The following is a 26,026-nucleotide window of genomic DNA, read 5'->3' as shown; positions in this document are numbered from 1 at the left end:
CTCTCCACCTGCGCCAAACGCGGTGTGTTCGGCCGCGGTGTGTTCAGTCGCGGTGTGTTCAGTCGGCGTCGGAACCGGATGCCTCGCGCGCGGCCTCGGCGGCGTCGGCCGCCGCAGAACCGGCCCGGTGCTTCTGGACCCACTCCTCGATGTTGCGTTGCGGTGCCACGTTCACGGCGAGCGCGCCGGACGGGACGTCTTTTCGGACGACGGTGCCGGCGGCCGTGTAGGCGCCGTCCCCAATCCTAACCGGCGCGACGAAGACGCCGTGAGAGCCGGTGCGAACATGCGAGCCGACCTCGGAGTGGTGCTTGCGCACGCCGTCGTAGTTGGCGAAGATCGAGCCCGCGCCGATGTTGGAATGCTCGCCGATCGTGGCGTCGCCGACGTAGCTGAGGTGCGGAACCTTGCTGCCGGTGCCGATCGTCGCGTTCTTCGTCTCGACGAAGGCGCCGATCTTGCCGTCGGCGCCGAGCACGGTGCCCGGGCGCAGGAACGAGAACGGGCCGACCGTGGCTCCGGCGCCGACGACCGCGAGCGTTCCATCGGTGCGTCGCACCTCGGCGCCCACCCCGACCTCGCAGTCGGTGAGCGTGGTGTCGGGGCCGATGAGCGCCCCGGTCTCGACGACCGTGGCGCCCTTGAGCTGCGTGCCGGGGCGGATGGTCACGTCGGGCGCGATGCGCACGGTGAGGTCGATCCACGTGGTCGCCGGGTCTTCGATCGTCACGCCGTTCAGCTGCCAGCCGCGCACGATGAGGGCGTTCAGGCGGGCGGCCGTCTCGGAGAGCTGGGCGCGGTCGTTGATGCCGGCCACGAGCCACGGCTCGGTCACGGGCACGGCCTCGACCTCGGAGCCGGCGGTGCGCAGCAGCTGGATCACGTCGGTGAGGTACTTCTCGCCCTGCGCGTTCTCGGTCGTGAGGTTCGCGAGCTGGTCGCGCAGCGCCGCGGCGCCGAACGCGTAGATGCCGGCGTTGATCTCGGAGATGGTGCGCTCGGCGTCGCTCGCGTCCTTCTGCTCGACGATGCGGTCGAACACGCCGACGCTGTCGCGCACGATGCGCCCGTAGCCGGTGGGGTCGTCGTAGAAGGCCGAGAGCACGGATGCCGCCGCATCGCGATCACGGTGACGCTCGAGGAAGCCGACGAGGGTGTCGGCGTTCAGCAGCGGCACGTCGCCGTTCAGCACGAGCACCTCGCCGTCGAAGTCGGCGGGCAGCGCGTCGATCGCCTGCTCGACCGCGCGACCCGTGCCCGGCACCTCGTCTTGATCGACGATGAGCGTACCGGGCAGCTCGGCCTCGACGGCCGCGGCGACCTGGTCGCGTTCGTGGCGCACGACCGCGATGACGTGGGCGGCTTCGAGACTGCGCGCGGTCGCGAGCACGTGCGCGACGATGGGCGCCCCGGCGAGGGGGTGCAGCAGCTTCGGCGTGGCCGACTTCATACGGGTGCCCTGCCCCGCGGCGAGGACGATGATGGCGAGGTTCTGATCGGTCATTCGCGTCTTCCTGTGGGGTTGGATCCGGCGGCTTCCTGCGTCGCCTCCGGCGGCGTTCCGGCTCCGCCACCAGGATTCGAACCTGGACCGAACAGCTCCAAAGGCTGTCGTGCTGCCGTTACACTATGGCGGACCGCTCGGGCGGGGTGCGCACGGGCGCCATCCAGTCTGCCAGACCTGCCGGGGTGACCGCGTCGTCGCGCTGTCGGCGTCGCGCTGTCGGCGACGTGCTGCCGCGGGATAATGGCGGGATGACGCATGCCGACGAGGTCGACCGCATCGTCGAGGACTGGGAACGCGAACGCCCCGACCTCGACTTCGCACCGCTGCAGGTGCTCTCGCGCGTCGCGCGACTGTCGAAGCACCTCGATCGCGCGCGCCGGCAGGCCTTCGCCCGCTCCGAGCTCGAGTCGAGCGAGTTCGACGTGCTCTCGGCCCTGCGCCGCGCCGGCGCGCCGTTCCGGCTCTCGCCGAAGCAACTGCTGCAGCAGACCCTCGTCTCGAGCGGCACGATGACCAACCGCATCGACCGTCTCGTCGAGCGCGGTCTCGTCACCCGGCAGACCGACCCCAACGACGGTCGCGGCATCCTCGTCGAGATGAGTCCGGCAGGCCTCACCCGGGTGGATGCCGCGATCACACGCCTCGTCGACGCCGAGGCGGAGTTGCTCGACAGCCTGCCGGCCGCCGAGCAGAAACGGCTCGCCGGGCTGCTGCGCAAGCTCAGCCTCGGTTTCGACTGACTCATTCGGGTGCCCGGCGTGGGCTCGCCGGTTCGCCGGGTGCTCGCGTTCTCGCGTTCTCGCGTTCTCGCGTTCTCGCGTTCTCGCGTTCTCGCGTTGTCGCGTTGTCGCGTTGTCGCGTTCGAGGACTGCGCTTCCCGGGCTCGGTGCAGCACATGGTCAGGCGCAATGCTGGTGCCGATTCCCTCCACAGTTCTCGAACATATCTTCGAATGTCGGCTGAATTCCGGTAGAATCGAGGTATGCGCAGCGACGGCCCGGCTCCCCATCTCGGTGGTGGTTCCGCGTCTTCGCCGCGGCCTGTCGATCACGTCGGGTCTGCTGCGGTCGGGGCTGCTGCGGACGCCGCGCATGATGCGCGTTCGCCGTATGCGGTGGCGCGAGATCAGCTCGCGGGGTTGGTCGATGCGGTGGTGCAGGCGCAGCGGGTCGAGGCGATGCAGGCCTCGGTCCGGGTCGAGGTGATGTTCCTCGCGCTCTCTCATGCGATCCGGGCCGAGGCCGCGTTCGTGGCGTCGTCGCTGTCGGCGTCCCGGCGTCGCGAGATGGCCCACCGCAGCGTCGTCGCCGAGCTGGCGACCGCGTTGCGGGTGCCCGAGCGCAGCATGCAACGTCAGCTCGACGAGGCGTGGACGTTGTCGACGTCGTTGCCGGCGACGTTGGCGGCGATGCGGGCCGGCGACCTGTCCCTCCAGCACGCGCGGGTCATCATCGAGGCGTGCGCGGTTATCGATGACGAGGTCGATGACGAGCACGGCGTGTTGTCCCGCCTCGATGAACGCCTCGCCGTTTTGGCCGCAACAGTGTCCGCGGCGACGTTGCGACGCAAGGCGCGAGCGCTTCGTGAAGAGCTGCTGGCCGAATCCCTCGCCGACCGGCATCGGGCGGCGCGGGCCACTCGTCGGGTCGAGCTCGAACCGGCGCGTGATGGCATGAGCTGGTTGCACCTGCTGCTGCCCGCGGCCGATGCCGCACTGATCGCCGACCGCCTCGACGGTGTGGCGCGGGTCGCCCTCACCGACGCGGCCTCGGGTGGTCGAGGCACTGCCGACCATGATCGTGCCGGACACGTCACACCCGATCAGGTGCGTACCGACACCGCGCGCGATCTGCTCCTCTACGGGGCGTTGCCGTCGGGGTCTGAGCTTGCTGCGGCGGTCGCGTCGGTGCGTCCGAGCGTGCACGTCACGGTCCCGGTGCTCACGTTGCTGACTGAGCCCGGCCGGGCCGCGCCTACCCCGACCGCGACCGCAGCACCTGGCGCCACCGCCGTGCCGGACGCGTCAGGCGCGCTGGGCGCGTCGAGCGCAACCGGCGATTCGGGCGCCTTGGGCGCATCCGCCATGCCCGACCTGCCTGTCGCGGCCGCCGTGCTCGACGGGTACGGCCCCGTCGACGACGACACCGCCCGCCGGCTCGCAGCGCACGCACCCTCGTTCATCCGCATCCTGACCCACCCCGTCACCGGCACCGTGCTCGACGTGGACCGCACCCGCTATCGCCCGCCGGCGGATCTCAAGCGGTGGCTCGAGGTCCGCGACGGGTCCTGCCGGTTCCCGGGCTGCAACCGTCGCGCGTCGCGCAGCGAGGTCGATCACACCCAAGACTGGGCGTACGGCAACGCGACCGCGTTCGACAACCTCGCCCACCTCTGCGCCGCACACCACCACCTCAAACACGAGACCTCCTGGACGGTACGACATCTCCCGGGCGCGGTCCTCGAATGGACCTCACCCGGCGGAAGCACCCACACCACACACCCCGAACACCACATCCCAACCGACACATCGGCCGCATCACCAGCATCACCGCCCGGTGCGCCAACCGGAGCTACACCCGAGGGCTCGAGAGATGAACGCGGTGGGCAAAGGGTCGATCCGGAGGAGGTCGCTCCACCATTCTGAGCGTCGGGATTCTGAGCGTCGACATCTTGAACGGCGCGAGTTGCATCGACTGCATCGCGCGATCGGCCGCGCCCGCGATCGGCAGCGCGCGCAATCGGCAACTCGCGCGATCGGCCGCGCACGCGACGAACACGTCTCAGGCGAGTTCGGTCGTGTGCTCCCGACGTGACCGCACCCGCGCATTGCCGAGCGCACGTACCCCGAACGAGAGCGCGAGGAAGCCGACCAGCATGCCCAGGCAGTAGAGGGCGACGGCCCCGTACCCACCGACCGCGTCGGGGTTGAAGAACGGGTAGGGATAGAAGCCGGTCGCAGCGCCGCGGATGATCGAGAACGCAGCATAGACGGCTGGGAAGACCATCCACCACAGGATCGCCTGCGCCGCGATGCGGTTCTTCGGCGGCCACACGAGCCAATCGACGATGCCGGCGATCGGCAGTACGAAGTGAAGGATGGCGTTCACCACGGGATCGAGGTCTCCGAGATCGACATCCCGCAGCAGCGTGTTGAACACGAGCCCGACGAACGCGATGTAGACGACCGCAGCGCCGCGGATCGCCGAGTCCGTCGGGGTCGGCGCGTTCCGAGCCCGCAACAGACGCAGCGCGCTGACGATGAACACGATGCTGATCAGGATGTTGGAGAGGTTGGTGAAGTACGCGAAGAAGTTGAAGACGCTGTATCCGTTGGGGATGTGCACCGCGAACAGTTGGAACGCGATGGCCGACAGCGCGGCGAGCGCGAAGACCAGACGGAACACGACTGCTGCGACGCGACGCTTCATTCCGCTGATCCTAGTGACGGCGCGACGACGCTCGATCGCGACCCGCCGCGCGCTCGATGGCTCGAATGCCGTTGCGCACCCGCACCTCACGCGTAGTCGTCGGGCGCGAACCAGCGAGCACCGCCGTCGTGGAGGTTGAGTTGCGCGCGCACCGCGACGCCCTCCGCCCGGCAGGCCTCCGACAGCGCGCGAGCCCGGGCCCGCTCATCGGGTCGCGTCGCGTCACGCGGGGCCGACAGGCCCCTCCCCGTGACCGACCGTGAGTCGGCGGTTCACCCCTCGGGCTGTGGAGGAGCAGTGAACCGCCCGAGCACGACGACTAGCGGCGCATGACCTTGCGCGCCAGCCAGTTGCCGAAGAACTGCAGGCTCTGCACGAATACGACGATGAGCAGCAGCGCGGCCCAGGTGATCGCCGGCTGGAACTGCCGGTAGCCGTAGACGAGGGCGAAGTTTCCGAGGCCGCCACCGCCGATGAAGCCGGCCATCGCCGTCATGTCCACGATCGCCACGAGGATGAAGGTGTAGCCGAGGATCAGCGGGCCGAGCGCCTCGGGGATCACGACGGTGCCGAGGATCCGGATCGGCCCGGCGCCCATCGCCCGCGCGGCCTCCACGGTGCCCGGCGAGACCGTGACGAGGTTCTGCTCGACGATGCGCGAGATCGCGAACGACGACGCGATGGAGAGCGAGAAGATCAGCGCGTCATTGCCGATGCCGATGCCGATCACGTAGCGCGCGAGCGGCTGCACCGCGGCGAGGAAGATGATGAACGGAATGGGCCGGAAGAAGTTGATCACGACGTTCAGGATGTTGAACACCGGCTTGTTCGAGAGCAGACTGCCGGGCCTCGTCGCGTAGAGCGTGACGCCGAGCAGCAGACCGAAGAAGCCGCCGATGAGCAGGGTGGCGGCGACCATGTAGAGCGTCTCGGCCGCGGCGATCCAGAACTCGCTGCCGAGCTCGAACAGGCGATCCATCACGCCACCTCCGTGACCTCGGCGCGCGCGCCGATCTTCGCGAGCACCGCGTCGATCGCGGCATCCGCCCCTCTGATCGCGAGCGTCAGATGGCCGAACGCGCGCCCCTGGATGTCGTTGATGCCGCCGTAGACGAGTTCGAACTCGAGGCCCGCGCTCGCGAGGTCGAGGAACACGGCGGACTGCGATGCGTCGCCGTCGCGGAACGAGATCGTGACGATGCGCCCCTCGTGGCGTTCGCGCAGCACGGCCGCCTCGGCCGGCGACGGCACACCCTTGACCACGGTCGAGACGAAGCGCGCAGACGAGGCGTTCTTCGGCGACGAGAACACGTCGAACACGTCGCCGGATTCGATGACCCGACCGCCGTCCATCACCGCGACCTTGGTCGCGATCGACTGGATGACGTCCATCTCGTGCGTGATGATCACGATCGTGACGCCGAACTCGCGATTGACGCGCTTCAGGAGCTCGAGCACCTCCTGCGTGGTCTCGGGGTCGAGCGCGCTCGTGGCCTCGTCGGCGAGCAGCAGCCGCGGCGAGGTCGCGAGCGCACGGGCGATGCCCACGCGCTGCTTCTGCCCGCCCGAGAGCTGGTCGGGGTAGTTCCTCGCCTTGTCGGTGAGGCCGACGAACGCGAGCAGCTCGTCGACGCGCGCCGTGATCTCGGCCTTCGACGCACCGGCGACCTTGAGCGGGTAGGCGATGTTCGCCCGCACCGTCTTCGAGTTGAAGAGGTTGAACTGCTGGAAGATCATGCCGATCTCGAGCCGGATGCCGCGGAGTTCGCGCTCGGGCATCGTCGTGATCGTGCGCCCGCCCACCTCGATGGTGCCCGACGTCGTGGGTTCGAGGGCGTTGATCAGCCGCACGAGCGTGGACTTGCCGGCACCCGAGTAGCCGATGATGCCGAAGACGTCGCCGGCCTCGATCTCGAGGTCCACCGATTCGACGGCGACGATCGGCGCCCCGTTCTTCTCCGGCGACGGGTAGGTCTTGGTGACGTCGGTGAGGCTCACGAGAGCCATGCGGTGCTCCTTCCAGAGCGATGTTCCAGGGCGACGGTGCGTACGATGGTGCCGGCGAACGCGTGAACGGGCGGCGGGACCGATGATACGGTTCCCGCCGCCCGCGTGGCGCGGACGGTCCGCGGTTGCGGACGTCGGCAGATCAGCCCTTGGCGGCCTTGGTGTCGGCCTCGACCTTGGCGAGCGAGTCCTGCAGGTCGGCGACCGGAATGCTCAGCGGCACCGCGGTGTCGCCCGAGGCCTCGAGCAGGCCCGCCTGCACGCCGGGGTCGGTCTGGAAGATGTCGACGAGCTTGAGGTACGTCTCGTTGTCGGCGTCTTCGGCACGCGTCGCGAAGATGTTCACGTACGGCAGCGCGTTCGGGTCGGACGGGTCGTCCTGCGCGATGGCGTCCTCGAAGGAGAGGCCCGCATCGGTCACGTAGTCGTTGTTGATGATCGCGGCCGCGACATCGGGCAGCGAGGTCGGCGTGAGCGAGGCCTCGAGCGCGGTGACCTTGACCTTCGACTTCGCCTCGTCGACGTCGGCGAGGTCGGAGAAGATCGATCCGCCGCTCTTCAGCTCGATGAGTCCGGCCGACTGCAGCACGAGCAGGCCGCGGGCCTGGTTCGAGGCGTCGTTCGGAACCGCGACGGTCTCGCCCTTCGGGATGTCCTCGACGGAGTCGTACTTGGTCGAGTAGAGACCGAGCGGGTAGATCGCGGTCGAGCCGATCGGCGTGAGGTCTTCGCCGGCCGACACGTTGTAATCGGCGAGGTAGACGATGTGCTGGAACTGGTTGAGGTCGAGTTCGCCCTCGGTCGTGGCCGGGTTCGGCTGCGCGTAGTCCGAGAAGTCGACGAGCTCGATGTCGATGCCCGCCTCGTCGGCGGCCTTCTCGAACGCGTCCCACTGGGCGTCGCCCTTGCCGACGACGCCGATCTTGATGACGTCGCCCGAACCGTCGCCGGAGGCGGAGTCCGAACCCGCGGAGGCGCAGGATGCGAGCCCGAAGACGAGCGGGATCGCGGCGAGGGCGGCGATGAGCTTGGTGCTGCGAACGTGAGAGCGGGGTGCCATTGGAGTTCCTTTCGTCGTCGCGCGCGTTCTGGTGCTGATGGCTGTGGAGCAGGCATGGCTCCGCCACGGTCTGTCACGGTGGGGGCTTCGATGCCGCGAACGCGGGCGCACTCCAACGTTAGGCGAAGATTCTTTGCACGCCCGCCGCCAGGGTCATGCGACGTCACAGAATCTGCGACGCTAGGCCTCGAGGGTCTCGGAAACTTCGAGCCAGCGCGTCTCGAGATCGGCGACGGATGTCTCGAGCGAACGCAGCTCGTCGCCGAGCGCCGCCAGCCCGACGTAGTCGCCCTGGTCGTGCACGGCCAGCCGCTCATGCGCCTTCGCGATCTGCGACGACAGCTTCTCGAGCTTGCGGTCGATCGACGCGAGTTCCTTCTCGGCGGTGCGGCGTTCGGCGCCGGCGAGTGCGGGCGTCGCCGCAACAGCCTGCGCCGCACTCGGCGCGGCCTCATCCGCCCGGCGCGAGGCATCCGTCGCCGTTCTGGGTTCGAGGGCCTTGCGAAGCTCGAGGTACTGGTCGACGCCCCGCGGCAGGTCGCGCAGGTGCCCGTCGAGGATCGCGAACTGGCGGTCAGTGACGCGCTCGATGAGGTAGCGGTCGTGCGAGACGACGAGCAGCGTGCCGGGCCAGGAGTCGAGGAGGTCCTCGATGGCGGCGAGCATGTCGGTGTCGAGGTCGTTCGTTGGCTCGTCGAGGATGAGCACGTTCGGCTCCTGCAGCAGGATGAGCAGCAGTTGCAGCCGGCGCTTCTGGCCGCCCGAGAGGTTCTTCACGGGCGTCGAGAGCTGCGCCGTCGTGAAGCCGAGGCGCTCGAGCAGCTGCCCGGGCGTCATCTCCTTCCCGCCGACCTCGTAGCTCGTGCGCTGCTCGGCCACGACCGCGGAGACGCGCTGCTCGGACCACTCGGTGAGCTCGTTCAGCTCCTGGCTGAGGGTCGCGATGCGCACCGTCTTGCCGCGCTTGACCTTGCCGCTCGTCGGCTCGACCGCGCCCGTCACGAGCCCGAGCAGGGTCGACTTGCCCGCGCCGTTGACGCCGAGGATGCCCGTGCGCTCCCCCGGCGCGATGCGCCACTCGACGTCGTGCAGCACGGTCTTGTCGCCGAACTGCACGCCGACGTCGATGAGGTCGACGACGTCCTTGCCGAGGCGCGAGACCGCGAGCCGGTCGAGTTCGACCTTGTTGCGCACCGGAGGCTCGTTCTCGATGAGCTCGTTGGCCGCGTCGATGCGGAACTTCGGCTTCGACGTGCGGGCCGGCGCGCCGCGGCGCAGCCACGCGAGCTCCTTGCGCATGAGGTTCTGCCGCTTCGCCTCGGATGCCGCTGCCATGCGATCGCGCTCGACGCGCTGCAGCACGTAGGCGGCGTACCCGCCCTCGAAGGGCTCGACGATGCCGTCGTGCACCTCCCACGTGTCGGTGCAGACCTCGTCGAGGAACCACCGGTCGTGGGTCACGACGACGAGCGCACCGGCGTCGGCCGACCAGCGCCGCTTGAGGTGCCCGGCGAGCCAGGCGATGCCCTCGACGTCGAGGTGGTTCGTCGGCTCGTCGAGGAACACGACGTCCCAGTCGCCCACGAGCAGCGCGGCAAGGCCCACCCGGCGGCGCTGACCGCCGGAGAGGCTCGCGATCTGCCCGTGCCACGGCACGTCGGCGAGCAGCCCGCCGATCACGTCGCGCACCTTCGGGTCACCGGCCCACACGTGCTCCTCGATGCCGCCGACGACGAACTCGGCCACCGTCTTGCCCGGGTCGACCACATCGGACTGGTCGAGCATGCCGATGCGGATGCCGCGACGCATGGTGACGCGTCCGCCGTCGGGTTGCAGGCGCGCCGAGAGCAGCTTCAGCAGGGTGGACTTGCCGTCGCCGTTGCGGCCGACGACGCCGATGCGGTCGCCCTCGTCGATGCCGAGGGTCACCTCGTCGAAGACGGTGCGCGTCGGGAACTCGAGATGCAGGCGCTCGGCGCCGAGAAGATGTGCCATGTCCTCTCGAGCCTAGTTGGCGCGGCTGTGGGCTTCGCTCAGCGAGCCAGAGCTCAGCTCGAGAGGATGCGCGCTCCGTGCACCGCGCCGTGCACGTGGATCGCCGTGAGCCTCGCGGCCGAGAGCGCGACCTGCAACTCGAGCGCGGAGTCGGTGTCGGCCGCGAGGAAGGCGACCGTCGGCCCCGACCCCGAGACGAGTCCGGCGAGCGCACCGTTCGCCATGCCGAGCTCGAGGATGCCGCCGAGTCCGGGCGCGAGGTGCAGCGCCGCCTCCTGGAGGTCGTTGTGCAGCGCCATCGCGAGCAGGCCGGGGTCTCCCGCGCGGAGCGCCTGCAGCACCTCGGCATCGACGACGGGCGAGGCGGACACGTGCCGTCGCTCCTCTTCGCGGATGCGGTCGAGCTCGCCGTAGACCCCGGGCGTCGAGAGCCCGAACTCCGCGACGGCGAGCACCCAGTGGAACGAGCCCGTCGCCAGCGCGGGGCTCAGGCGGTCGCCGCGGCCGGTGCCGATCGCGGTGCCGCCGGCGAGGGAGAACGGCACGTCGGCGCCGAGCTGCGCCGCGAGCGCGAGCAGTTCGTCCTTCGGCATCGCCGTGCCCCAGAGTGCGTCGCAGGCGACCAGCGTCGCCGCCGCATCGGCGGATCCGCCGCCCATGCCGCCGGCGATCGGAACGTGCTTCTCGATCTCGAGCCGCACGCCGCCGCGCACCCCGGTCGCCCTGGCGAGCAGCTTCGCGGCCCGGATCGCGAGGTTCGAGGCATCCGTCTCGAGGCCGGAGGTGTCGACGCTGCCGCCGAACGCGACGCTGAACTCGTCGTCGGGCCAGGCGCGGACGTCTTCGTAGAGCGAGACGGCCTGGTAGGCCGTGGCGACGTCATGATAGCCGTCGGGCTGCACCTGGCCGACGCGCATGAAGAGGTTGATCTTGCCGGGCGCGCGCACGTGCACGGACTCCTCGGTCCAGGCGATGGTCACGGCGTCACGCCCCCGCGGAGGCCGGCGGGACCGCCTGGGCGGGTGCCGTCGCGGCCCGGGCGATGCGCAGGAAGTCCTCGACTATGAGCTGCTCGCCACGCGACTCCGGCGCGACGCCGGCACGCTCGAGCACCCCGCTCGCTGCGGCCGCCGAACCGCCGAGCACGCCCGACAGCGACTGGCGCAGCATCTTGCGTCGCTGCTGGAACGCCGCGTCGATGAGCGCGAACGTGGCCCGCCGCTCCTCGACGGTGCCCGGCTGCTCGCCGCGCACGAAGCCGACGAGCACCGAGTCGACGTTGGGAATGGGCCAGAAGACCATGCGCGAGACCTGGCCCGCCGTGCGCCAGGTGCCGTACCAGGCGGCCTTGAGGCTCGGCGCGCCGTAGACCTTCGAACCGGGCTCTGCGGCGAGCCGGTGCCCGACCTCGGCCTGCACCATGACGATGCCCGTCTGCAGCGAGTCGATGTGCTCGAGCAGGTGCAGCAGCACCGGCACCGAGACGTTGTACGGCAGGTTCGCCACGAGTCGCACGGGCTCGCCCGGCAGCTCCGTCACGCGCAGCGCGTCGGCGGTGATGACCGTGAGCGAGGTGCCGGGCTGCATGATGTCGGCCGTGTGCGGCAGCTGCGCGGCGAGCCGCTTGTCGATCTCGACCGCGATGACGGATGCCCCGGCCTCGAGCAGTCCGAGCGTCAACGATCCGAGCCCCGGGCCGATCTCGAGCACGGTCTCGCCCGACTGCACGCCCGCCGTCTGCACGATGCGACGCACGGTGTTGCCGTCGTGCACGAAGTTCTGGCCGAGCTTCTTCGTCGGCGTGACGTCGAGGAGCTCCGCGAGGTCGCGGATCTCGGCCGGCCCCAACAGGCGCGCGATCGTCGGCGCGCCGTTCTCGGCCTCGTGCCGATGCGCGTTCACGCGACAGCCCCCACGTCGGCAGCCCCCATGTCAGTCCCCCACACGCGCTTCATCCTGCCATGCCCCGTACACCCGCTGCGTGTTCGACGCGAGATCCGCGCAGAGCTCGTCGAGGTCGGCGCCCAGCACGTCGGCCATGAAGCGCACCGTGTGCGGCACGAGGTAGGGCGCGTTCGGGCGGCCCCGCAGCGGCACGGGCGTCAGGTACGGGGCATCCGTCTCGACCAGGATGCGGTCGCGCGGCGCGACCCGCAGCGCATCGCGCAGGTTCTCGGCGTTCTTGAACGTCACGTTGCCGGCGAACGAGAGATACCAGCCCTCGGATGCCGCGAGCTTCGCGAGCTCGTCGCCGCCGGAGAAGCAGTGGAACACGGTGCGCTCCGGCGCGCCGACGCGTCGCAGGGTCGCGACCACCTCGTCGTGGGCGTCGCGGTCGTGGATCTGCATCGCGACGTCGTGCCGCTTGGCGATCTCGATATGCGCCTCGAACGAGCGGAACTGCGCGGGCCGGCCCTCGTCATCCGTTCGGTAGAAGTCGAGTCCGGTCTCGCCGACGGCGCGCACGCGCGGCTCGGCCGCGAGCCCGTCGATGACCGCGAGCGCGTCGTCGAGCGTGCCCGCCGCCTCGAGCTCGGGCGCCTCGTTCGGGTGCAGCGCGACGGCGGCGAGCAGGCGCGGCTCGCGAGCGGCGACCTCGGCCGACCAGCGGCTGGTCGCGACATCCGTGCCCACCTGCACCGCACCGATCACGCCGACGGATGCCGCGCGTTCGAGGTGCTCGTGCACGTCGAGCGGCAACGCGCCGTCGGCGATCTCGAGATGCGTGTGGTTGTCGTAGACGCCCACCGCGAGGGCCTCGGGCAGCGGCGGGTACTCGACGGGGCGTCCGCCGTCGTTGCGGGTGCGGAGGTGCTCTGCGCTCACGAAGACCGAGTCATTCAGCCGATTCGATGCGCGGGAAGAGCGCCTCGAGTGCGGCGACCCGCGTGCCGACGGCCCACTCGTTCGCCCGGTCGATGCGCTGCTCCTGCACGGTGCCGGGCGCGCCGAGCGCGGTCCAGAGCTTCGCCGTGGCCTTGGGCAGCACTGGCGAGAGCAGCACGGCGAGCGTGCCGAGCCCGTGGTACGCGGTCGCCAGCACGGTCTCGAGGCGGGCCCGGTTCGTCGGGTCCTTCGCGAGCACCCACGGCTCCTCGCTCGTGATGTAGCCGTTCAGCGCGTCGACGAGTTCCCACACCGACGCGATGGCCTCGTGGATCGCGATGCGATCGATGGCCGACCACGAGGCATCCGTCGCCCGCTGCTCGACCGCAGCGATGGCCTCGTCTGCCGCGGTCGCGGCATCCGCCGTCGAGGCGGGCACCACGCCGTCGCAGTAGCGCGTGATCATGGCGATGACGCGCGAGGCGAGGTTGCCGAAGCCGTTCGCGAGCTCGGCCTGGTAGCGGGCCGCCAGGTCTTCCCACGAGAAGGAGCCGTCTTGGCCGAACGCGATCGCGCGCAGGAAGTAGTAGCGGAACGCGTCGGAGCCGAAGGTGTCGGTGATCTGCTGGGGGGCGATGCCCGTGAGCTTGGACTTGGACATCTTCTCGCCGCCGACGAGCAGCCAGCCGTGGCCGAACACGCCGCGAGGCACGTCGAGCTCGGCGGCCATGAGCATGGCCGGCCAGATGACCGCGTGGAAGCGGAGGATGTCTTTGCCGACGATGTGCTGCGCGGGCCAGCGGCTCGCGAACTCCTCATCGTTCTGGCCGTAGCCGACGGCCGTGATGTAGTTCAGCAGCGCGTCGAACCAGACGTAGACGACATGCGTCTCGTCCCACGGGACCTTGACACCCCAGTCGAACGTCGAGCGCGAGATCGAGAGGTCGGACAGGCCGGAGCGCACCCAGCCGAGCACCTCGTTGCGCGCCGACTCGGGCTGCACGAAGTCGGGACGCTGCTCGTAGAGCGCGAGCAGGCGCTCGGCGAAGGCCGAGGTGCGGAAGAAGTAGTTCTTCTCGTGCAGCAGCTCGACGGGCTTGGAGTGGATCGCGCAGACGAGTTGGCCCTCGTACTCGCCCGTGCCGGGCACGAGATCGGACTCCTGCTTGTACTCCTCGCAGCCGACGCAGTAGTAGCCCTCGTACTCGCCCGTGTAGATGTGGCCGTTGTCGTAGAGCTTCTGCAGGAACTTCTGCACGTTCTCTTCGTGGCGCGGGTCGGTCGTGCGGATGAAGTCGTCGTTCGCGATGTCGACCGTCTCGAGCAGCGGCTTCCACGCCTCGTCGACGAGCTTGTCGGCCCACTGCTTCGGCGTGACGCCGTTGGCGGTCGCCGTGCGCAGGATCTTCTGGCCGTGCTCGTCGGTGCCCGTGAGCATCCAGGTGCGCTCACCGGCCTGGCGGTGCCAGCGCGCGAGCACGTCTGCAGCGACCTCCGTGTAGGCGTGCCCGATGTGGGGCACGTCATTCACGTAGAAAATGGGCGTGGTGATGTAGAACGAGGAGCCGTCGGCCATGCGTCCAATCCTACGGGCGAGCGGATGCCACGAATTCCGTGTTACCGAGCGTTCGCGTTACGGCACCGTCGGCGCCTGCCCGTCGATGCCGTGTTCGCGCGCCTCGCGGCGTCGGCGTCGCACGCTGCCGTCGCCGACCGCGGCCGGCACGGCCTCCTCGACCTCGAGCCGGTCGTGCTCGGTCGGCACGCCGATCGTGACGTCCTCCTCCTTGAGGGCGGGCTGCTTCATCTTCTGCATCGGGTAGTCGACGACGTGCATGCCGAGCACGATCTTGCCCGGCGCCTCGCGCCGATCGAGGGCGCGATACGCGTCGGCGACCTTCTCGAGCGGGAACACGTCGGCGATCGGCAGCCGCAGCCGCCGCGCGGACACGAGGGCGGCGACCCGTCCGAGCGCGACGATGTCGCCCGTGCCGGCGCGCACCGCCTGCTCGCGTTCGACCGCGTCCCAGTCGGTCAGCGTGAACACGCGGGCCGGCGGGACGCCGAGGGCCCGCGCCTGCTCGGCCTGCCCGCCGAGGAAGTCGAGGAACACGCTCACGGGGTGCGGCGCGAGGGCGCGCACCCGGTCGGCGAGCGCCGGGCCGTACTCGGTCGGGATCACGCCGAACTGGCGCAGGAAGTCGAAGCGCATGTCGGGCGCGGTGCCGATGACGGTGGCCCCGCGAAGTCGCGCGAGCTGCGCCGCGAGGCATCCGACGCCGCCCGCGGCCGCGGTGACGACGACCGTGTCGTTCGCGTCGAGGTGGAGTCCCTCGACGATCGACCAGGCCGTGGTGCCCGCCGTGTACAGCGACCCGGCGACCTCCCACGAGAGTGCGGGCGGGCGGCCGATCAGGTTCGCCTCGGGCACGACGACATCGGTCGCCTGGGCGCCGTGCTCGGCGAAGCCCATGACCTCGTCGCCGCGGTCGAACCGCATCGTGCCCGGCCCGGTCGCGATGACGGTTCCGGCGAGATCGCGGCCCTGCGACGCGGGCGGCGCGATGCGCCACCGCTCGGGATGCTCGCCGCGCCTGATGGCGCTCTCGACCGGGTTCAGTCCCGCCGCGTAGACCTCGACGAGCACCTCGCCCTCACCCGGCTCGGGCGTGGGAATCTCGGCGATCTCGAGCACCTCGGGGCCGCCGAACGTTGCGAACCTGACTTCGTGAGCCATGTCGCACCTCCTCGTGCGTGTCCCTCCATTGTCCGCCCTCTCCCCCCGAATGGGGGATGATTCTCAGGTTCGGGGTCGGTCGGCCTTGGCGGCCAACGCCGCCTCGTACAGGTCGCGCTTGCTGAGGCCGGTCTCGGTGCCGACGAGCGAGGCCGCGTCCTTCAGCCTGGTTCCGGATGCCGCGAGTTCGAGCACGCGGTCGAGTGCGGTCGAGGCATCCGCCCGCTGCTCGGCCGCGCCCTGCACGACGATGCAGATCTCGCCGCGCACGCCCTCGGCCGCCCAGGCGGCGAGCTCGCCGAGCCCGCCGCGCTTGACCTGCTCGTGGAGCTTCGTCAGCTCGCGGCAGACCGCGGCCGGGCGGTCGGCGCCGAAGGCCTCGGCGAGCGCGGTGAGGCTCGCGGCCAGCCGGGACGGCCCCTCGAAGAACACGAGCGTGCGACGGTCGCCCGCGAGTTCGGCGAGACGCCGTGCACGCTCCCCCGACTTGCGGGGAAGGAAGCCCTCGAACGCGAACCGGTCGGTGGGCAGCCCGGCGACGGCGAGCGCGGTGATCACGGCGCTCGGCCCCGGGATCGCGGTGACCTCGACGCCAGCGGCGACGGCCGCCTGCACGAGCGGGAAGCCCGGATCGGAGACCGTGGGCATGCCCGCGTCGCTCAGCACGAGCAGGTCGGCATCGCGTGCCAGCTCGACGAGCTCGGCGGCCTTCTGCCGCTCGTTGTGCTCGTGCAGGGCGATGAGCCGGGGCCGGTTCGCGATGCCGAGCCCCGCGAGCAGCCGCTGCGTGACCCGCGTGTCCTCGGATGCCACGACCTGCGCCTCTGCGAGCGCCTCGCGCAGTCGCACCGACGCGTCGCCGAGATTGCCGATGGGCGTCGCCGCGAGGATGATCATGTTCCCAGTGTCGCGCACGAGTCGCGACGCGGCCCACCCGTCGCTCCTCGGATACGCTGAAGCGCATGACTGCTGAGACGGATGCCGCCCCGACGGCGCCCGTCGCAACCGTCGAGCCCGAGGCATCCGACGCGCTGAACGAGCCGGCGGAGCGGCCCGCACCGGAACCCCGCGGAACCCGGCTCGACGCCTGGTGGGCGCGCACGCTCTCGACGCCGCGCCGGCGCGCCCTCTGGTACTGGGGCGGCCCGGTGCTCGTCACGCTCATCGCGGCGGTGCTGCGGTTCTGGAACCTCGGGCATCCGCAGGCGATCGTGTTCGACGAGACCTACTATGTGAAGGACGCGTGGACGCTCCTGCACCACGGCTACGAGTCGAGCTGGCCCGAGGGTGCCGACGAGGGCTTCGCCGACGGCGGCACCGACACGTACCTCGATGCGCCCTCGTACGTCGTGCATCCGCCGCTCGGCAAGTGGATGATTGCGCTCGGCATGGCCGCGTTCGGCGCCGACAGCGCATTCTGGTGGCGCGCCACGACGGCACTGGCGGGCACCGCCGGCGTCTTCGTGATCATGATGCTGGCGCGACGCCTCTGGCCGTCGACCGTGATCGCCGTCATCGCCGGCCTGCTCTTCGCCGTCGACGGCAACGCGATCGTCATGTCGCGTGTGGCGCTGCTCGACAACTGGGTCATGATCTTCGCCCTGCTCGGCGTCTGGTTCGTGGTCATCGATCGCGGCTGGGCGCGTGAGCGCCTCGAACGCACCCTCGCCGCCGCCCGCGCGGCCGGTCGCGATCCGCATTACGGGCCCGCCCTGTGGTCGCGGCCCTGGCTCATCGCCGCGGGCGCGGCCTTCGGCGCGACCTCCGCCGTCAAGTGGTCGGGCGTCTGGTTCCTCGCCGCGTTCGGCATCTACCTCATCGTCGTCGACGCCCTCGCGAGGCGCCGCGCCGGCGTTCCGCTCTACGTGACGTCGGCGATCCTCAAGCAGGGTCCGGTCACGTTCCTGCTCTACGTTCCCGTCGCCTTCGCGGTCTACCTGGCCTCGTGGACCGGATGGCTCGTCACCGACGGCGGCTACGACCGGCACTGGGCCGAAGACGCGGCCAACCGCGCGACCGGCTTCTTCTCGTGGGTGCCCACCGCCCTGCAGAGCCTCTGGCACTATCACTCCTCGGCGTACCAGTACCACATCGGGGTGCACTCCGAGCATCCGTGGCAGGCGAACCCCCTGACCTGGCTCGTCATGGGCCGACCGACGAACATGTGGTTCTCCTCGACCGACGACGGCTCGGGCGGCTGCGGCGGCGATACCTGCTGGTCGTCGATCATGGGCATCGGCAACCCGATCATCTGGTGGGCGGCCGCAATCGCCTGCCTCTACCTCGTGTACCGGCTCGCGCGCTATCGAGAATGGCAGGTGGGTCTCATCCTGCTCGGACTCGGCGCCGGGTACCTGCCGTGGCTCATGTACCTCGATCGCACGGTGTTCCAGTTCTACTCGATCGCGTTCGAGCCGTTCATGATCCTCGCCCTCGCGGCGGTGATCCGGCTGGTGCTCGGTCGGCCCGACGACGTCTGGTGGCGCAGGGAGCGCGGCATCGCGACCGTCGGCGTCTACCTCGTCTTCGTGGCGCTGGTCTCGGCGTTCTTCTACCCGCTCTGGACCGGCATCCCCCTCACGCCCGACTTCCGGCAGCTGCACTTCTGGCTGCCGAGCTGGGGGTGAGCGGCGTGCGGGCGCGGATGCCGGGACTCGTCGTCGCGGCATCCGCTGCGGCCGTCGCGTGGCTCGTGCACCTCGCGCTGCCCGCGCTGCCGCTGCTCACCGCGGCGGTCGCGATCGGCATCGTCGTCGGACAGGTGCCCGCCGTGCAGCGCCGACTCGACGGCGCGCTCGCACCCGGGTTGAAGATCGCCTCGCGGAGCCTGCTGCGCGTCGGCATCGTGCTGCTCGGGCTGAAGCTGAGCCTCGTCGACATCGCCCACCTCGGCTGGGTGACGATCATCACGACGGTCGCGGTGGTCGTGCTCACCTTCGTCGGCACGATCGGCCTCGGCCGCGCGCTCGGACTGCCGGGGCACCAGCCCCTGCTCGTCGCGAGCGGCTTCGCCATCTGCGGCGCCTCGGCGATCGGTGCGATGGGCTCGACCGTGCGGGCCCGTGACGACGAGCAGGCCGTGCCGGTCGCCCTCGTCACCCTGTGCGGCACGCTGGCCATCGCGGTGCTGCCCGCGCTGTGGCATCCGCTCGGCTTGTCTTCGGTGCAGTTCGGCCATTGGGTCGGCGCCGGCGTGCACGACGTCGGCCAGGTCGTCGCGACCGCGCAGCTCGCGGGCCCCGCCGCCCTCGCCGTCGCCGTCGTCGTGAAGCTCACGCGCGTGCTCATGCTCGCCCCGATGGTCGCGATCACCGCCGGCGTCGAGCGGCGCCGGCACGTGGCGACCAGCGGAGCGCGCCCGCCCGTCGTGCCGCTCTTCATCGTGGGCTTCCTCGCGGCCGTGCTGCTCACGACCTTCGTCTCACTGCCCGAACCGGTGCTCGCCGCCGCCGACGCGCTGCAGACGGCCGTGCTCGCCATGGCGCTGTTCGCCCTCGGCGCCTCGATCCGATTCGCCGACCTCGCGGCCACCGGATGGCGCGCACTCGTCGTCGGCCTGACCTCGTGGGTGCTCGTCGCGACGCTGGCGTACGGGGCGGTGCTGCTGGGCTGACGCGGTGCTGCCGGCCTGACGCGGTGCTGCCGGGCTGACCGGCACGCGCCATCGCCCGACTAGTGGCCGGCGCCGCCGTCGACGAACTTCAGGCCCACGACGCAGCCGACGAGGCCCAGCAGGAGCAGGACCTTCGCCCACGAGACATCCGTGTCGCCCGTGACCATCGCCCAGATGACGGTGAGCGCCGCGCCGATGCCGACCCAGACCGCATAGGCCGTGCCGGTGGAGATCTCGCGCATCGCGAACGCGAGCCCGCCCATCGAGGCGACGAGCGCGACGCCGAAGACGATCGACGGCCAGAGCTTCGTGAAGCCCTCCGAACGACCGAGGGCGGTGGCCCAGACGGCTTCGAGCACGCCCGAGGCGATGAGGACGATCCATGACATGACAGCTCACTCCCTGAGCCAGTCTTGTCGCGTTCCGGGTACTGGGTGCCCTCGTCCGGAGTCGCCGCTCGGGCGATCTGCCCTCAGGCTATCGGAGCGGCCTGATCAGGGGCTGGGCGTGTCAGGGGCTGTGCACGTCAGGGGCTGTGCACGTCAGGGCTGGGCAGATCCGGCGGGTGCAGCTGCGCGGGGGTCGCCGTGCTGCGGTACCGACGTGGCTTGCCCTCGCCGAGCTCTGCGAACCGCCCGACCCTGCGCACCGGCACCGGCCGGCCGAGCAGCGCTTCGAGTGCAGCGCGCACGCCCGCGGCGTCGCCGCCCGCGATCGTCGCCTCGACGCGACCCGCGGCATCCTGCTCCACCGCCCAGCCGAGCGCGCCGTTCGCCTGGAGCACCTGGGTGAGGTCGACGCACGGCACCGCGCGACCGTCGGCGGCCACGAACCGGGTGTGCTCTCGCCCCTCGAGGTCGGCGATGCCGACGCTGCCGTCGGCGAGTCGCACCAGCCGCCCGAAGTCGCCCGTGCGGTACCGCACCAGCGGCAGCAACGGGTTCTCGCCCGCGCTCACCACGAGCTCGCCGATCGCGCCGTCGGGTACCGCGTTCCCCGCGTCGTCGAGCGTCTCGACCAGCACTCGACGTGCGAGCAGCCGGAACGGCCCGTCGTCGGTGCGCACCGCGACGGGCCTCGTCTCATGCAGTCCGTACACGTCGAAGACGGGGCATCCGAATGCCTGCTCGAGCTCGGCGCGCAGCGGCGCCGACAGCGCCATGGCACCGGAGAAGAGCGCGAGCGGGCGGACCGCGTCGCGCAGGTCGGGCGCGAGCAGTTCGGCGAGGCTCGTCGGGTCGCCCGTGACGACCTGCGGGTCCTGGTCGAGCAGGAACGCCCGCCGCGAAACGGCCGTGGGCCACTGCGCCGGATGCAGGTTGACGCGCGCCATCGTGCGCTGATCGAACCCGCTGATCACCGACGCATAGGTGAACGCCTGTCGCTGGTGCACGGTGTGGGCGAGCGCCATCCGCTCGCCGTCGGGTCGCCAGTCCACGCCCTCGGCGCGCACCAGGTCGACCAGCAGGTGGAACCCGCGGGCGACCTCCTCGACGTCGTCGGGCAGCTGCACCGCCGCCCCCGTCGAGCCCGAGCTCGAGCCGTGCACCATCCGGGAGAGATCCGCATCGAGCGGCACGAACGCGGCGATGTCGCGCACGAGATCGGCGCGCGACACGGTCGGGAACTCCTCGAGGGCCGCGAGCTCGCCCAGACCCCGATAGTGCAGGAGGCGCCGGGCGACGGCGAGGTGCTCGTCGAGCCATCCGTCCAGTGGCAGCGGGTGCCGCGTGCGCTCGACCTGCTCGGCCGTCAACCGGTCGCCCGTCGCATGCACCCAGGCCGGGGCGTGCGGATGCCTGCGCAGCCGATCGAGTCGGGCAGCGCCGTCGGCATCGAGCGTCGGCCACCGCTCGGCGTCGCTGAGCACGGCCGTCGCGCCCGGCAGGTACTCGGCGAGCGCGAGCGGGTCGGATGTCTCGCCTCGGACGGGCTCACTCACGCGTGTACCTCGCCGCGGCCTCCTTCGCCCGCGCCTCCGCGAGGTGACGCGCGACCTCCGCGCGATGCCGGTGCTCGGCATACGCCTCGGCGAGCGCCCGGTTCTGCGCCAGCGAGTCGAGGGCGTCGAGCGTCGAGCGCGCGGTCGCGGCGTCCTCTCCGGCGGGCAGGTGGCCGCACCAGAGCAGGAACGTGCGCGCCGCCTCCTCGCGTCGTGCGTCGTCGGCGAGCCAGTCGAGCGGGTCGGTCGCGCTCGCCGTGCGCAGTGCGAGCGCGTCGATCGCCATCGCGCCCGCCGCGGGTGCACGGCCGGCCGCCAGCGCCGGCACGAGCGGCTCGACGAGCTCTTCGGATGCCACGAGCCAGAGGCCGATCGCCGCGCCGAGCCGCACCTCGCGCGTCGCGGCGAACGGCAGGCTCGCGAGGGTACCCGCCGGCCCGAGCGTGTCGGCGGCGAGCGCCGCGAGCTGCACCCGGTCGTCGAGGAAGGGACGGGGCGTGCTCGAGAGTCGCGCGGCGACGGATGCGACCGAGGGGCCGGGTTGCGCCCTCCGCCAGCGTTCGTCCTCGTCTCCGGCGAGCTCCGTCCAGCGGGCGAGCCGTTCGTCGGGTTCAGCCATGCAGCACCTCCGCCAGCCTGACGCACGCGGCCGGTGCATCGTCCATCGAGTCGAGGTAGATCACGTCGTACCCCGCATCGGCCGCGACCTGCTCCATGCTCCGCCGCGGGTCGAGCAGCAGCAGGGTGCCGGTCGTCAGCTTCGCGCGGACGGCCGCCGCGATGCCGGCGAACTTCTCGTTGCCGCGCCCGAACATCGAGTCCAGCCCCTCGTCGGAGAGCACGACGACATGGCGGCGTTCGTCGTCGCGCGGCGACGCGAGCCCGGCGTACCGCGAGCCGTACAGGTCGAGCGGGAACGACGTGCCGCCCGCGAAGAAGGTCGCGATGGCCTCGATGACCGCCGTCGGATCGCGGAGGAACCAGTGGGTTCCGGCGACCTGACCCGGGCCGGCGAAGCTCGTGACCCGCACCCGGCCGCCGCCGCGGAGCACCGAGAGCGCGAGGATCGTGCCGGCGAGCACGGCCGGCGACCCCTGCACCGGGTTCGGCATCGACCCCGAGGAATCGATGTACAGATCGAGCACGATGCTCGCCTCGACCGTCTCGGCGTCGCCCTCGATCCAGCTCCGCCTGCGGGTGGTGACCCCGGGTATCGGCACGATGCCGCCCTGCATGGTCGTCGGCCAGTCGAGGTCGGCGAGGTCGTCGCCGACCTCCCAGACCTCGGTCGGTCCGGGGAGCTCGATCGACGGCTGCGACGCCCGCCGCTCGGTGAACGGGCGCACCCACCGGGCGGCATCGCGTCGGTACCGCTCGGCGAGCGCGGCGGGGTCGAACGCGCCGTGGAGGCCGCGGGTGTCGGCGACGCCGTACCCCTGCCCAGCGGCCCGATCCTTCGCCGCCCCGGCGGAGTCACGGCCATAGGCCGCCTCACGCGGGTCGATCGGGGCATCGTGCAGGCGTCGATCGGCGAGCATCCGACCACGCTCGTCGCCGCTCGCCTCACCGCCGTCGGCGTCGCACACGCCCATGCCGAACCCGTCGAGCCCGCCAGTGCGACCGAGGAGCCGGTCGGCCTCGACGAGGTACGGCGCCGCGAGCATGCCGAACCGCAGCGCTCCCGAGACGGGGTCGGTCGCGAAGGTGCGCACGGTCTCCGCGACCAGCGTCGCGTCGGGCTCTGGGCGGGTCATCGCGAGTTCGATGAGCTGGTCCTCGATGCGGTCGGCCGCCGCGCGGGCCTCCTGGAGCCGCCGTTCCTGCTCGCTCCAACGATCGGGGACCGACGGCGATGCGTCCGGGCCGTCGACTCCGTGCGCGCCGATCGAGCCGATCGGTGCCGCTCGGCGCTCAGGCAGCGGTGGCGGGTCGGCCGGGCACATCGTGCCGGGCGCACGACGCCACAGCACCTCGTACGCGCGTCGGTACACCCACCAGAGCCGGTCCGGCGCGTCGAACGCAGTCCGGAACATCAGCCGCATCATGCGTGCGAGTCCGACCTCCCTCGCCTCGGGCTCGGCGCGCCGCTGCAGTTCCGCGACGCGGACGTTGACGAGCAGGTCGCTCCACAGGTTCGCGAGGTACGCCTGCCGCCGCGGATCCTCGCGCCCGCCGGACGCGACGAGCGCGCGGCCCATCTGATGGCGGATCTTGAGCGAGTCCATGCGCGTGCTCGGTGCGAGCACGTGGTGACCGAGTTCATGCGCGAACACCGAGGCGAGCTCGTCGCCGATGCCGTCGGCGACGAGCATCGCCGGGTCGACCGTGATCGACGGTGGGAACGCGAACCAGGCGGCCGCCCCGTGCTCCGCGCCCGCGCCCGGCCGCAGCTCGGGTTCGTGCATCTCGACGTGCCACAGCGCCTGCGCGGCGACCCACGCGGCACGGGCGGCCTCGTCCATCGGCACCGCGACCGCGTTCGGACCGGGCGCGGCATCCGCCGACCGGGCCGCACTCATGCGGGTTCCCGCACGTGCAGCCACGCGAGATGGGTCGCCGGGCGCAGCACGATCGACACGACCGGCGCCGAGGGCGGCTGTCTTGACGGCGGCTGGGTCGCGGTCATCTCCGGCACCTCGCCCGCGAGCGGTGCGAGCCGCGCACCCCAGACGTCGCCGTCGACGCGCCACCAGACCCCCGCGACCCGGATCGCGAACGCACCGGGTTCATCGAGCGGATGCCACGCGTCGGCCGGCTCGATCCACGCGTCGCCGAACCCCGCGAACCCGCCGATCGACCAGGCGTACCCGTTCGACGCCGCCCGGCCCGGCCACCAGTACCGGTCGAGCACCTGCCGCTCGAGGAACTTCGCGAGTTCGGGTTCCCCGATGCCGAGCACCGCGGCCGCGATGCCGGCGCGGTCGCGCTGCCGCATGACCTCGCATGCGGCGAGCGCGTGGTCGCGCAGCGCGAGCACCCCGGACCGCCACCCGGCGAGTGACACGATCTCGAGCAGGTCCTCGCGCGAGCCGGGCCCGTCCGAGCCGGACCCATCCGAACCGGGCCCATCCGAGCCGAGCGCGGCGACGCCCGCGCCGAGCGCCGCGCGGAACACCCGTTCGCGGCCGCCTCGGCGCACGACGTTGCGCACGGCGATCGCCGGATCGAGACCCGCCGCGGCGAGCGCATCGGTCGCCACGGCCTCGGCCGAGGCATCCGGCACGATCAGCGGACGGTACCGGTGATCGGCGACGGTGCTCGGGCGCGCGATCATCCGGCGCGCTCCGCCCAACGCAGGTAGGCCGTGTACCGCTGGTGCAGGTACTTGAGCGCGGTGAGGTCGTCGAAGTTGCGGCCGTAGAGCTTGCCGGTCGCGGCGATCGTGCGGATGCGCGATTCGATCTCGGTGATGCGACGGGATGCCTCGATGCTCGTGAGTCCGTCGAGGCCGGCGTCGAGTTCGGCGAGCAGGTCGACGACCGGATCGTCCTGGCCGAGCCCGAGCGCCGTGAACTGCCGCCGCGACTGCGCGAAGAGGTCGGAGAGCCAGCTCATCGGGTCGGTCGCGAGTTCGCGCTCCGCGCCCACGTCGAACCTCGGGTGGGTGGGGTTCGGCAGCAGCTTGCCGCGCAGCGCGAACGGCAGCACCGCGGCGACGTCGTCGAGGCCGACCTCGGCGCGGCCGCGGAACCACGCCATCGCCTTCGCGTACATGATCAGCGTCTGCAGCGGCCGCACCGACAGTCCGTTCAGGGTCTGCGCCCCGAGGTCGGCCTCGAGGTCGGCGCCGGAGTTCTGCTCGATGACCTCGTTGACCCGCCCGCCCGCGGTGGTCACCGTGTCCTTCGTGCGGTACTCGAACCGCCGCCCGCCGTGCTGCACGAACTCGAACTGCCCGAAGAAGAACTCGAGTTGGCGACGCACCGTCGACGGCAGCGACAGCGCGCGGATCTCGGCGCGCATCCGCGCACGCTCGTCGGCGGTGAACACGAGCTCCTCCGGCACGTGCTCCTCGGGCTTCTCGCCCGCCTCGACGCGGGCGACGAGTTCGTCGAAGAAATGCGCGTTGAAGCCCGCGGCGGGAACGGTGACGTCCATGCGGTCGCGCAACGCCTGGATGACGGGGAACGTGCCCCCGCCCGCGTCGTCGTTGGCGGTGAAGTACCAGCTCTCGACGCCGCCGTCGGCATTGGTGCGCAGCATCTGGTCGTGGCTCTCGACGTAGCCCTCGGCCACCATCGTGAGCAGCGCCGACTGCGTCTTCGTCGGGATCCGGTTGTACTCGTCGATGATCTTCACCGGGCGGCCGAGCCAGTCACGCCAGGCGACGCGGATGTCGGCCAGTCGTTCGGCGTTCACGAGATCGCGCGGCAGCGGGATGCCGACGAGGTCGCTCACGCCGAGCTGAGGATGCCCCTGCTGAACGCCTCGGCGCACCTCATCGCTCGTCGAGCCGGCGAGCACGCCCATGAGCACGGCCACGGTCGTCTTGCCGCGGCCGGGCCCTCCGATGAGCAGGCACTTGCCGCCGACGGCGAACGTGATGAGCGGCATCAGCACGTTCGAGGAGTACGACGCGTCGCTCGGCAGCGTGAGCTCCGCCCCCGCATCGCCAAGGGCGAACGTCACCGGCGCGCCGTCGGAGAACTCGAGGTCGTAGTACGGCGAGATCACGGCACGGTTGACGATCCAGTAGTACGCCTGGCGCAGCTTCTCGTCGAGCCGGGGCGCCGTCTCGCCGTCGGGCTCCAGGAAGAGGTCCTCGGCGGTGATGCCCGCCGTCGGGCCGCCCGCGCCGGGCGTGGTGGGTGAAGCGGAGACCCTGTGCCATCGATCGGACATCGCGCCAGCCTAACGGCTGGGTCGGTCGAAGCGATGGCGCTGCGTGCGGATCTGATTGCACTGCATTAC

22 protein-coding genes, 1 tRNA gene and 1 riboswitch are annotated in these 26,026 nt (G+C 71.1%); of the genes, 4 read left to right on the top strand and 19 right to left on the bottom strand.

The annotated features are described in order from the left end of the window. Positions 1 to 58: 58 nt before the first annotated feature. Positions 59 to 1,504, bottom strand: a complete 1,446-nt coding sequence (glmU, locus tag AC3IPY_RS06730; protein ID WP_489187557.1) for a bifunctional UDP-N-acetylglucosamine diphosphorylase/glucosamine-1-phosphate N-acetyltransferase GlmU — start codon at positions 1,502 to 1,504, stop codon at positions 59 to 61. A gap of 61 nt (positions 1,505 to 1,565) precedes the next feature. Then, positions 1,566 to 1,637: transfer RNA gene (locus AC3IPY_RS06725), tRNA-Gln, on the bottom strand. 118 nt (positions 1,638 to 1,755) lie between these two features. Here AC3IPY_RS06725 and AC3IPY_RS06720 point away from each other — a divergent pair. Both AC3IPY_RS06720 and AC3IPY_RS06715 read left to right on the top strand, forming a co-directional pair. Next, complete coding sequence (locus tag AC3IPY_RS06720) at positions 1,756 to 2,247, top strand: MarR family winged helix-turn-helix transcriptional regulator (protein ID WP_489187556.1); 492 nt, start codon at positions 1,756 to 1,758, stop codon at positions 2,245 to 2,247. A 242-nt stretch (positions 2,248 to 2,489) separates the two neighbouring features. Then, the gene (locus AC3IPY_RS06715; protein WP_489187555.1) at positions 2,490 to 4,151 is read left to right on the top strand and encodes an HNH endonuclease signature motif containing protein; all 1,662 of its coding nucleotides are present in this window, start codon (positions 2,490 to 2,492) and stop codon (positions 4,149 to 4,151) included. Positions 4,152 to 4,287: 136 nt separating this feature from the next. On the opposite strand, the gene AC3IPY_RS06710 is transcribed toward AC3IPY_RS06715, so the two are convergent. The 11 genes from AC3IPY_RS06710 to rsmI form a co-directional block, all read right to left on the bottom strand. Beyond that, entirely contained in the window at positions 4,288 to 4,935 is a 648-nt protein-coding gene (locus tag AC3IPY_RS06710; protein ID WP_489187553.1) for a Pr6Pr family membrane protein, read from the bottom strand. A 319-nt stretch (positions 4,936 to 5,254) separates the two neighbouring features. Then, the gene (locus AC3IPY_RS06705) at positions 5,255 to 5,914 is read right to left on the bottom strand and encodes a methionine ABC transporter permease (RefSeq protein ID WP_489187552.1); all 660 of its coding nucleotides are present in this window, start codon (positions 5,912 to 5,914) and stop codon (positions 5,255 to 5,257) included. Then, positions 5,914 to 6,942 (bottom strand): methionine ABC transporter ATP-binding protein, encoded by a 1,029-nt coding sequence (locus AC3IPY_RS06700; RefSeq protein ID WP_489187550.1) that lies wholly within the window; start codon positions 6,940 to 6,942, stop codon positions 5,914 to 5,916. Before AC3IPY_RS06700 ends, AC3IPY_RS06705 begins: the two co-directional genes overlap by 1 nt. A gap of 142 nt (positions 6,943 to 7,084) precedes the next feature. Further along, a complete protein-coding gene (locus AC3IPY_RS06695; protein WP_489187549.1) occupies positions 7,085 to 8,002 on the bottom strand; it encodes a MetQ/NlpA family ABC transporter substrate-binding protein in 918 nt (305 codons plus the stop codon). Between the two features lie 180 nt (positions 8,003 to 8,182). Next, positions 8,183 to 9,997: an ABC-F family ATP-binding cassette domain-containing protein gene (locus AC3IPY_RS06690; RefSeq protein WP_489187548.1), complete on the bottom strand. Its 1,815-nt coding sequence runs from the start codon at positions 9,995 to 9,997 to the stop codon at positions 8,183 to 8,185. A gap of 53 nt (positions 9,998 to 10,050) precedes the next feature. Beyond that, a complete protein-coding gene (locus AC3IPY_RS06685) occupies positions 10,051 to 10,977 on the bottom strand; it encodes a 4-(cytidine 5'-diphospho)-2-C-methyl-D-erythritol kinase (RefSeq protein ID WP_489187546.1) in 927 nt (308 codons plus the stop codon). A 4-nt stretch (positions 10,978 to 10,981) separates the two neighbouring features. Continuing rightward, positions 10,982 to 11,857 carry a 16S rRNA (adenine(1518)-N(6)/adenine(1519)-N(6))-dimethyltransferase RsmA gene (gene rsmA, locus AC3IPY_RS06680; protein ID WP_489188263.1) on the bottom strand — a complete coding sequence of 292 codons (876 nt, stop codon included), beginning with the start codon at positions 11,855 to 11,857 and terminating at the stop codon, positions 10,982 to 10,984. 72 nt (positions 11,858 to 11,929) lie between these two features. Further along, complete coding sequence (locus AC3IPY_RS06675) at positions 11,930 to 12,823, bottom strand: TatD family hydrolase (protein ID WP_489187545.1); 894 nt, start codon at positions 12,821 to 12,823, stop codon at positions 11,930 to 11,932. Between the two features lie 10 nt (positions 12,824 to 12,833). Beyond that, positions 12,834 to 14,399 carry a methionine--tRNA ligase gene (gene metG, locus AC3IPY_RS06670; protein WP_489187543.1) on the bottom strand — a complete coding sequence of 522 codons (1,566 nt, stop codon included), beginning with the start codon at positions 14,397 to 14,399 and terminating at the stop codon, positions 12,834 to 12,836. A gap of 57 nt (positions 14,400 to 14,456) precedes the next feature. Further along, a complete protein-coding gene (locus AC3IPY_RS06665; protein ID WP_489187542.1) occupies positions 14,457 to 15,560 on the bottom strand; it encodes an NADP-dependent oxidoreductase in 1,104 nt (367 codons plus the stop codon). 63 nt (positions 15,561 to 15,623) lie between these two features. Continuing rightward, on the bottom strand, positions 15,624 to 16,457 hold the full coding sequence (rsmI, locus tag AC3IPY_RS06660; protein ID WP_489187541.1) for a 16S rRNA (cytidine(1402)-2'-O)-methyltransferase: 834 nt from the start codon (positions 16,455 to 16,457) through the stop codon (positions 15,624 to 15,626). A gap of 65 nt (positions 16,458 to 16,522) precedes the next feature. On the opposite strand from rsmI, the gene AC3IPY_RS06655 reads away from it, so the two are divergent. Next, a complete protein-coding gene (locus AC3IPY_RS06655; RefSeq protein ID WP_489187540.1) occupies positions 16,523 to 18,187 on the top strand; it encodes a dolichyl-phosphate-mannose--protein mannosyltransferase in 1,665 nt (554 codons plus the stop codon). 17 nt (positions 18,188 to 18,204) lie between these two features. After that, positions 18,205 to 19,173 (top strand): YeiH family protein, encoded by a 969-nt coding sequence (locus AC3IPY_RS06650; protein WP_489187539.1) that lies wholly within the window; start codon positions 18,205 to 18,207, stop codon positions 19,171 to 19,173. 59 nt (positions 19,174 to 19,232) lie between these two features. On the opposite strand, the gene AC3IPY_RS06645 is transcribed toward AC3IPY_RS06650, so the two are convergent. The 6 genes from AC3IPY_RS06645 to AC3IPY_RS06620 form a co-directional block, all read right to left on the bottom strand. Next, positions 19,233 to 19,562 carry a DMT family transporter gene (locus AC3IPY_RS06645; protein WP_489187538.1) on the bottom strand — a complete coding sequence of 110 codons (330 nt, stop codon included), beginning with the start codon at positions 19,560 to 19,562 and terminating at the stop codon, positions 19,233 to 19,235. A 14-nt stretch (positions 19,563 to 19,576) separates the two neighbouring features. Continuing rightward, positions 19,577 to 19,643, bottom strand: a riboswitch (guanidine-III (ykkC-III) riboswitch). A 56-nt stretch (positions 19,644 to 19,699) separates the two neighbouring features. After that, complete coding sequence (locus tag AC3IPY_RS06640) at positions 19,700 to 21,115, bottom strand: AMP-binding protein (RefSeq protein WP_489187537.1); 1,416 nt, start codon at positions 21,113 to 21,115, stop codon at positions 19,700 to 19,702. Continuing rightward, the gene (locus AC3IPY_RS06635; RefSeq protein WP_489187536.1) at positions 21,108 to 21,734 is read right to left on the bottom strand and encodes a phosphohydrolase; all 627 of its coding nucleotides are present in this window, start codon (positions 21,732 to 21,734) and stop codon (positions 21,108 to 21,110) included. The genes AC3IPY_RS06640 and AC3IPY_RS06635 overlap by 8 nt, the downstream gene beginning before the upstream one ends. Further along, entirely contained in the window at positions 21,727 to 23,634 is a 1,908-nt protein-coding gene (locus tag AC3IPY_RS06630) for a VWA domain-containing protein (protein ID WP_489187535.1), read from the bottom strand. Before AC3IPY_RS06630 ends, AC3IPY_RS06635 begins: the two co-directional genes overlap by 8 nt. Further along, entirely contained in the window at positions 23,631 to 24,389 is a 759-nt protein-coding gene (locus tag AC3IPY_RS06625; RefSeq protein ID WP_489187534.1) for a potassium transporter Kef, read from the bottom strand. The genes AC3IPY_RS06630 and AC3IPY_RS06625 overlap by 4 nt, the downstream gene beginning before the upstream one ends. Beyond that, the gene (locus AC3IPY_RS06620) at positions 24,386 to 25,957 is read right to left on the bottom strand and encodes a MoxR family ATPase (RefSeq protein WP_489187532.1); all 1,572 of its coding nucleotides are present in this window, start codon (positions 25,955 to 25,957) and stop codon (positions 24,386 to 24,388) included. The genes AC3IPY_RS06625 and AC3IPY_RS06620 overlap by 4 nt, the downstream gene beginning before the upstream one ends. Positions 25,958 to 26,026 lie beyond the last annotated feature (69 nt).

The sequence above is a fragment of the Agromyces sp. GL_144 genome (assembly GCF_057834305.1).
The sequence above is the reverse complement of the archived record's forward strand: the minus strand, read 5'-3'. Positions and strand labels throughout refer to the sequence as shown.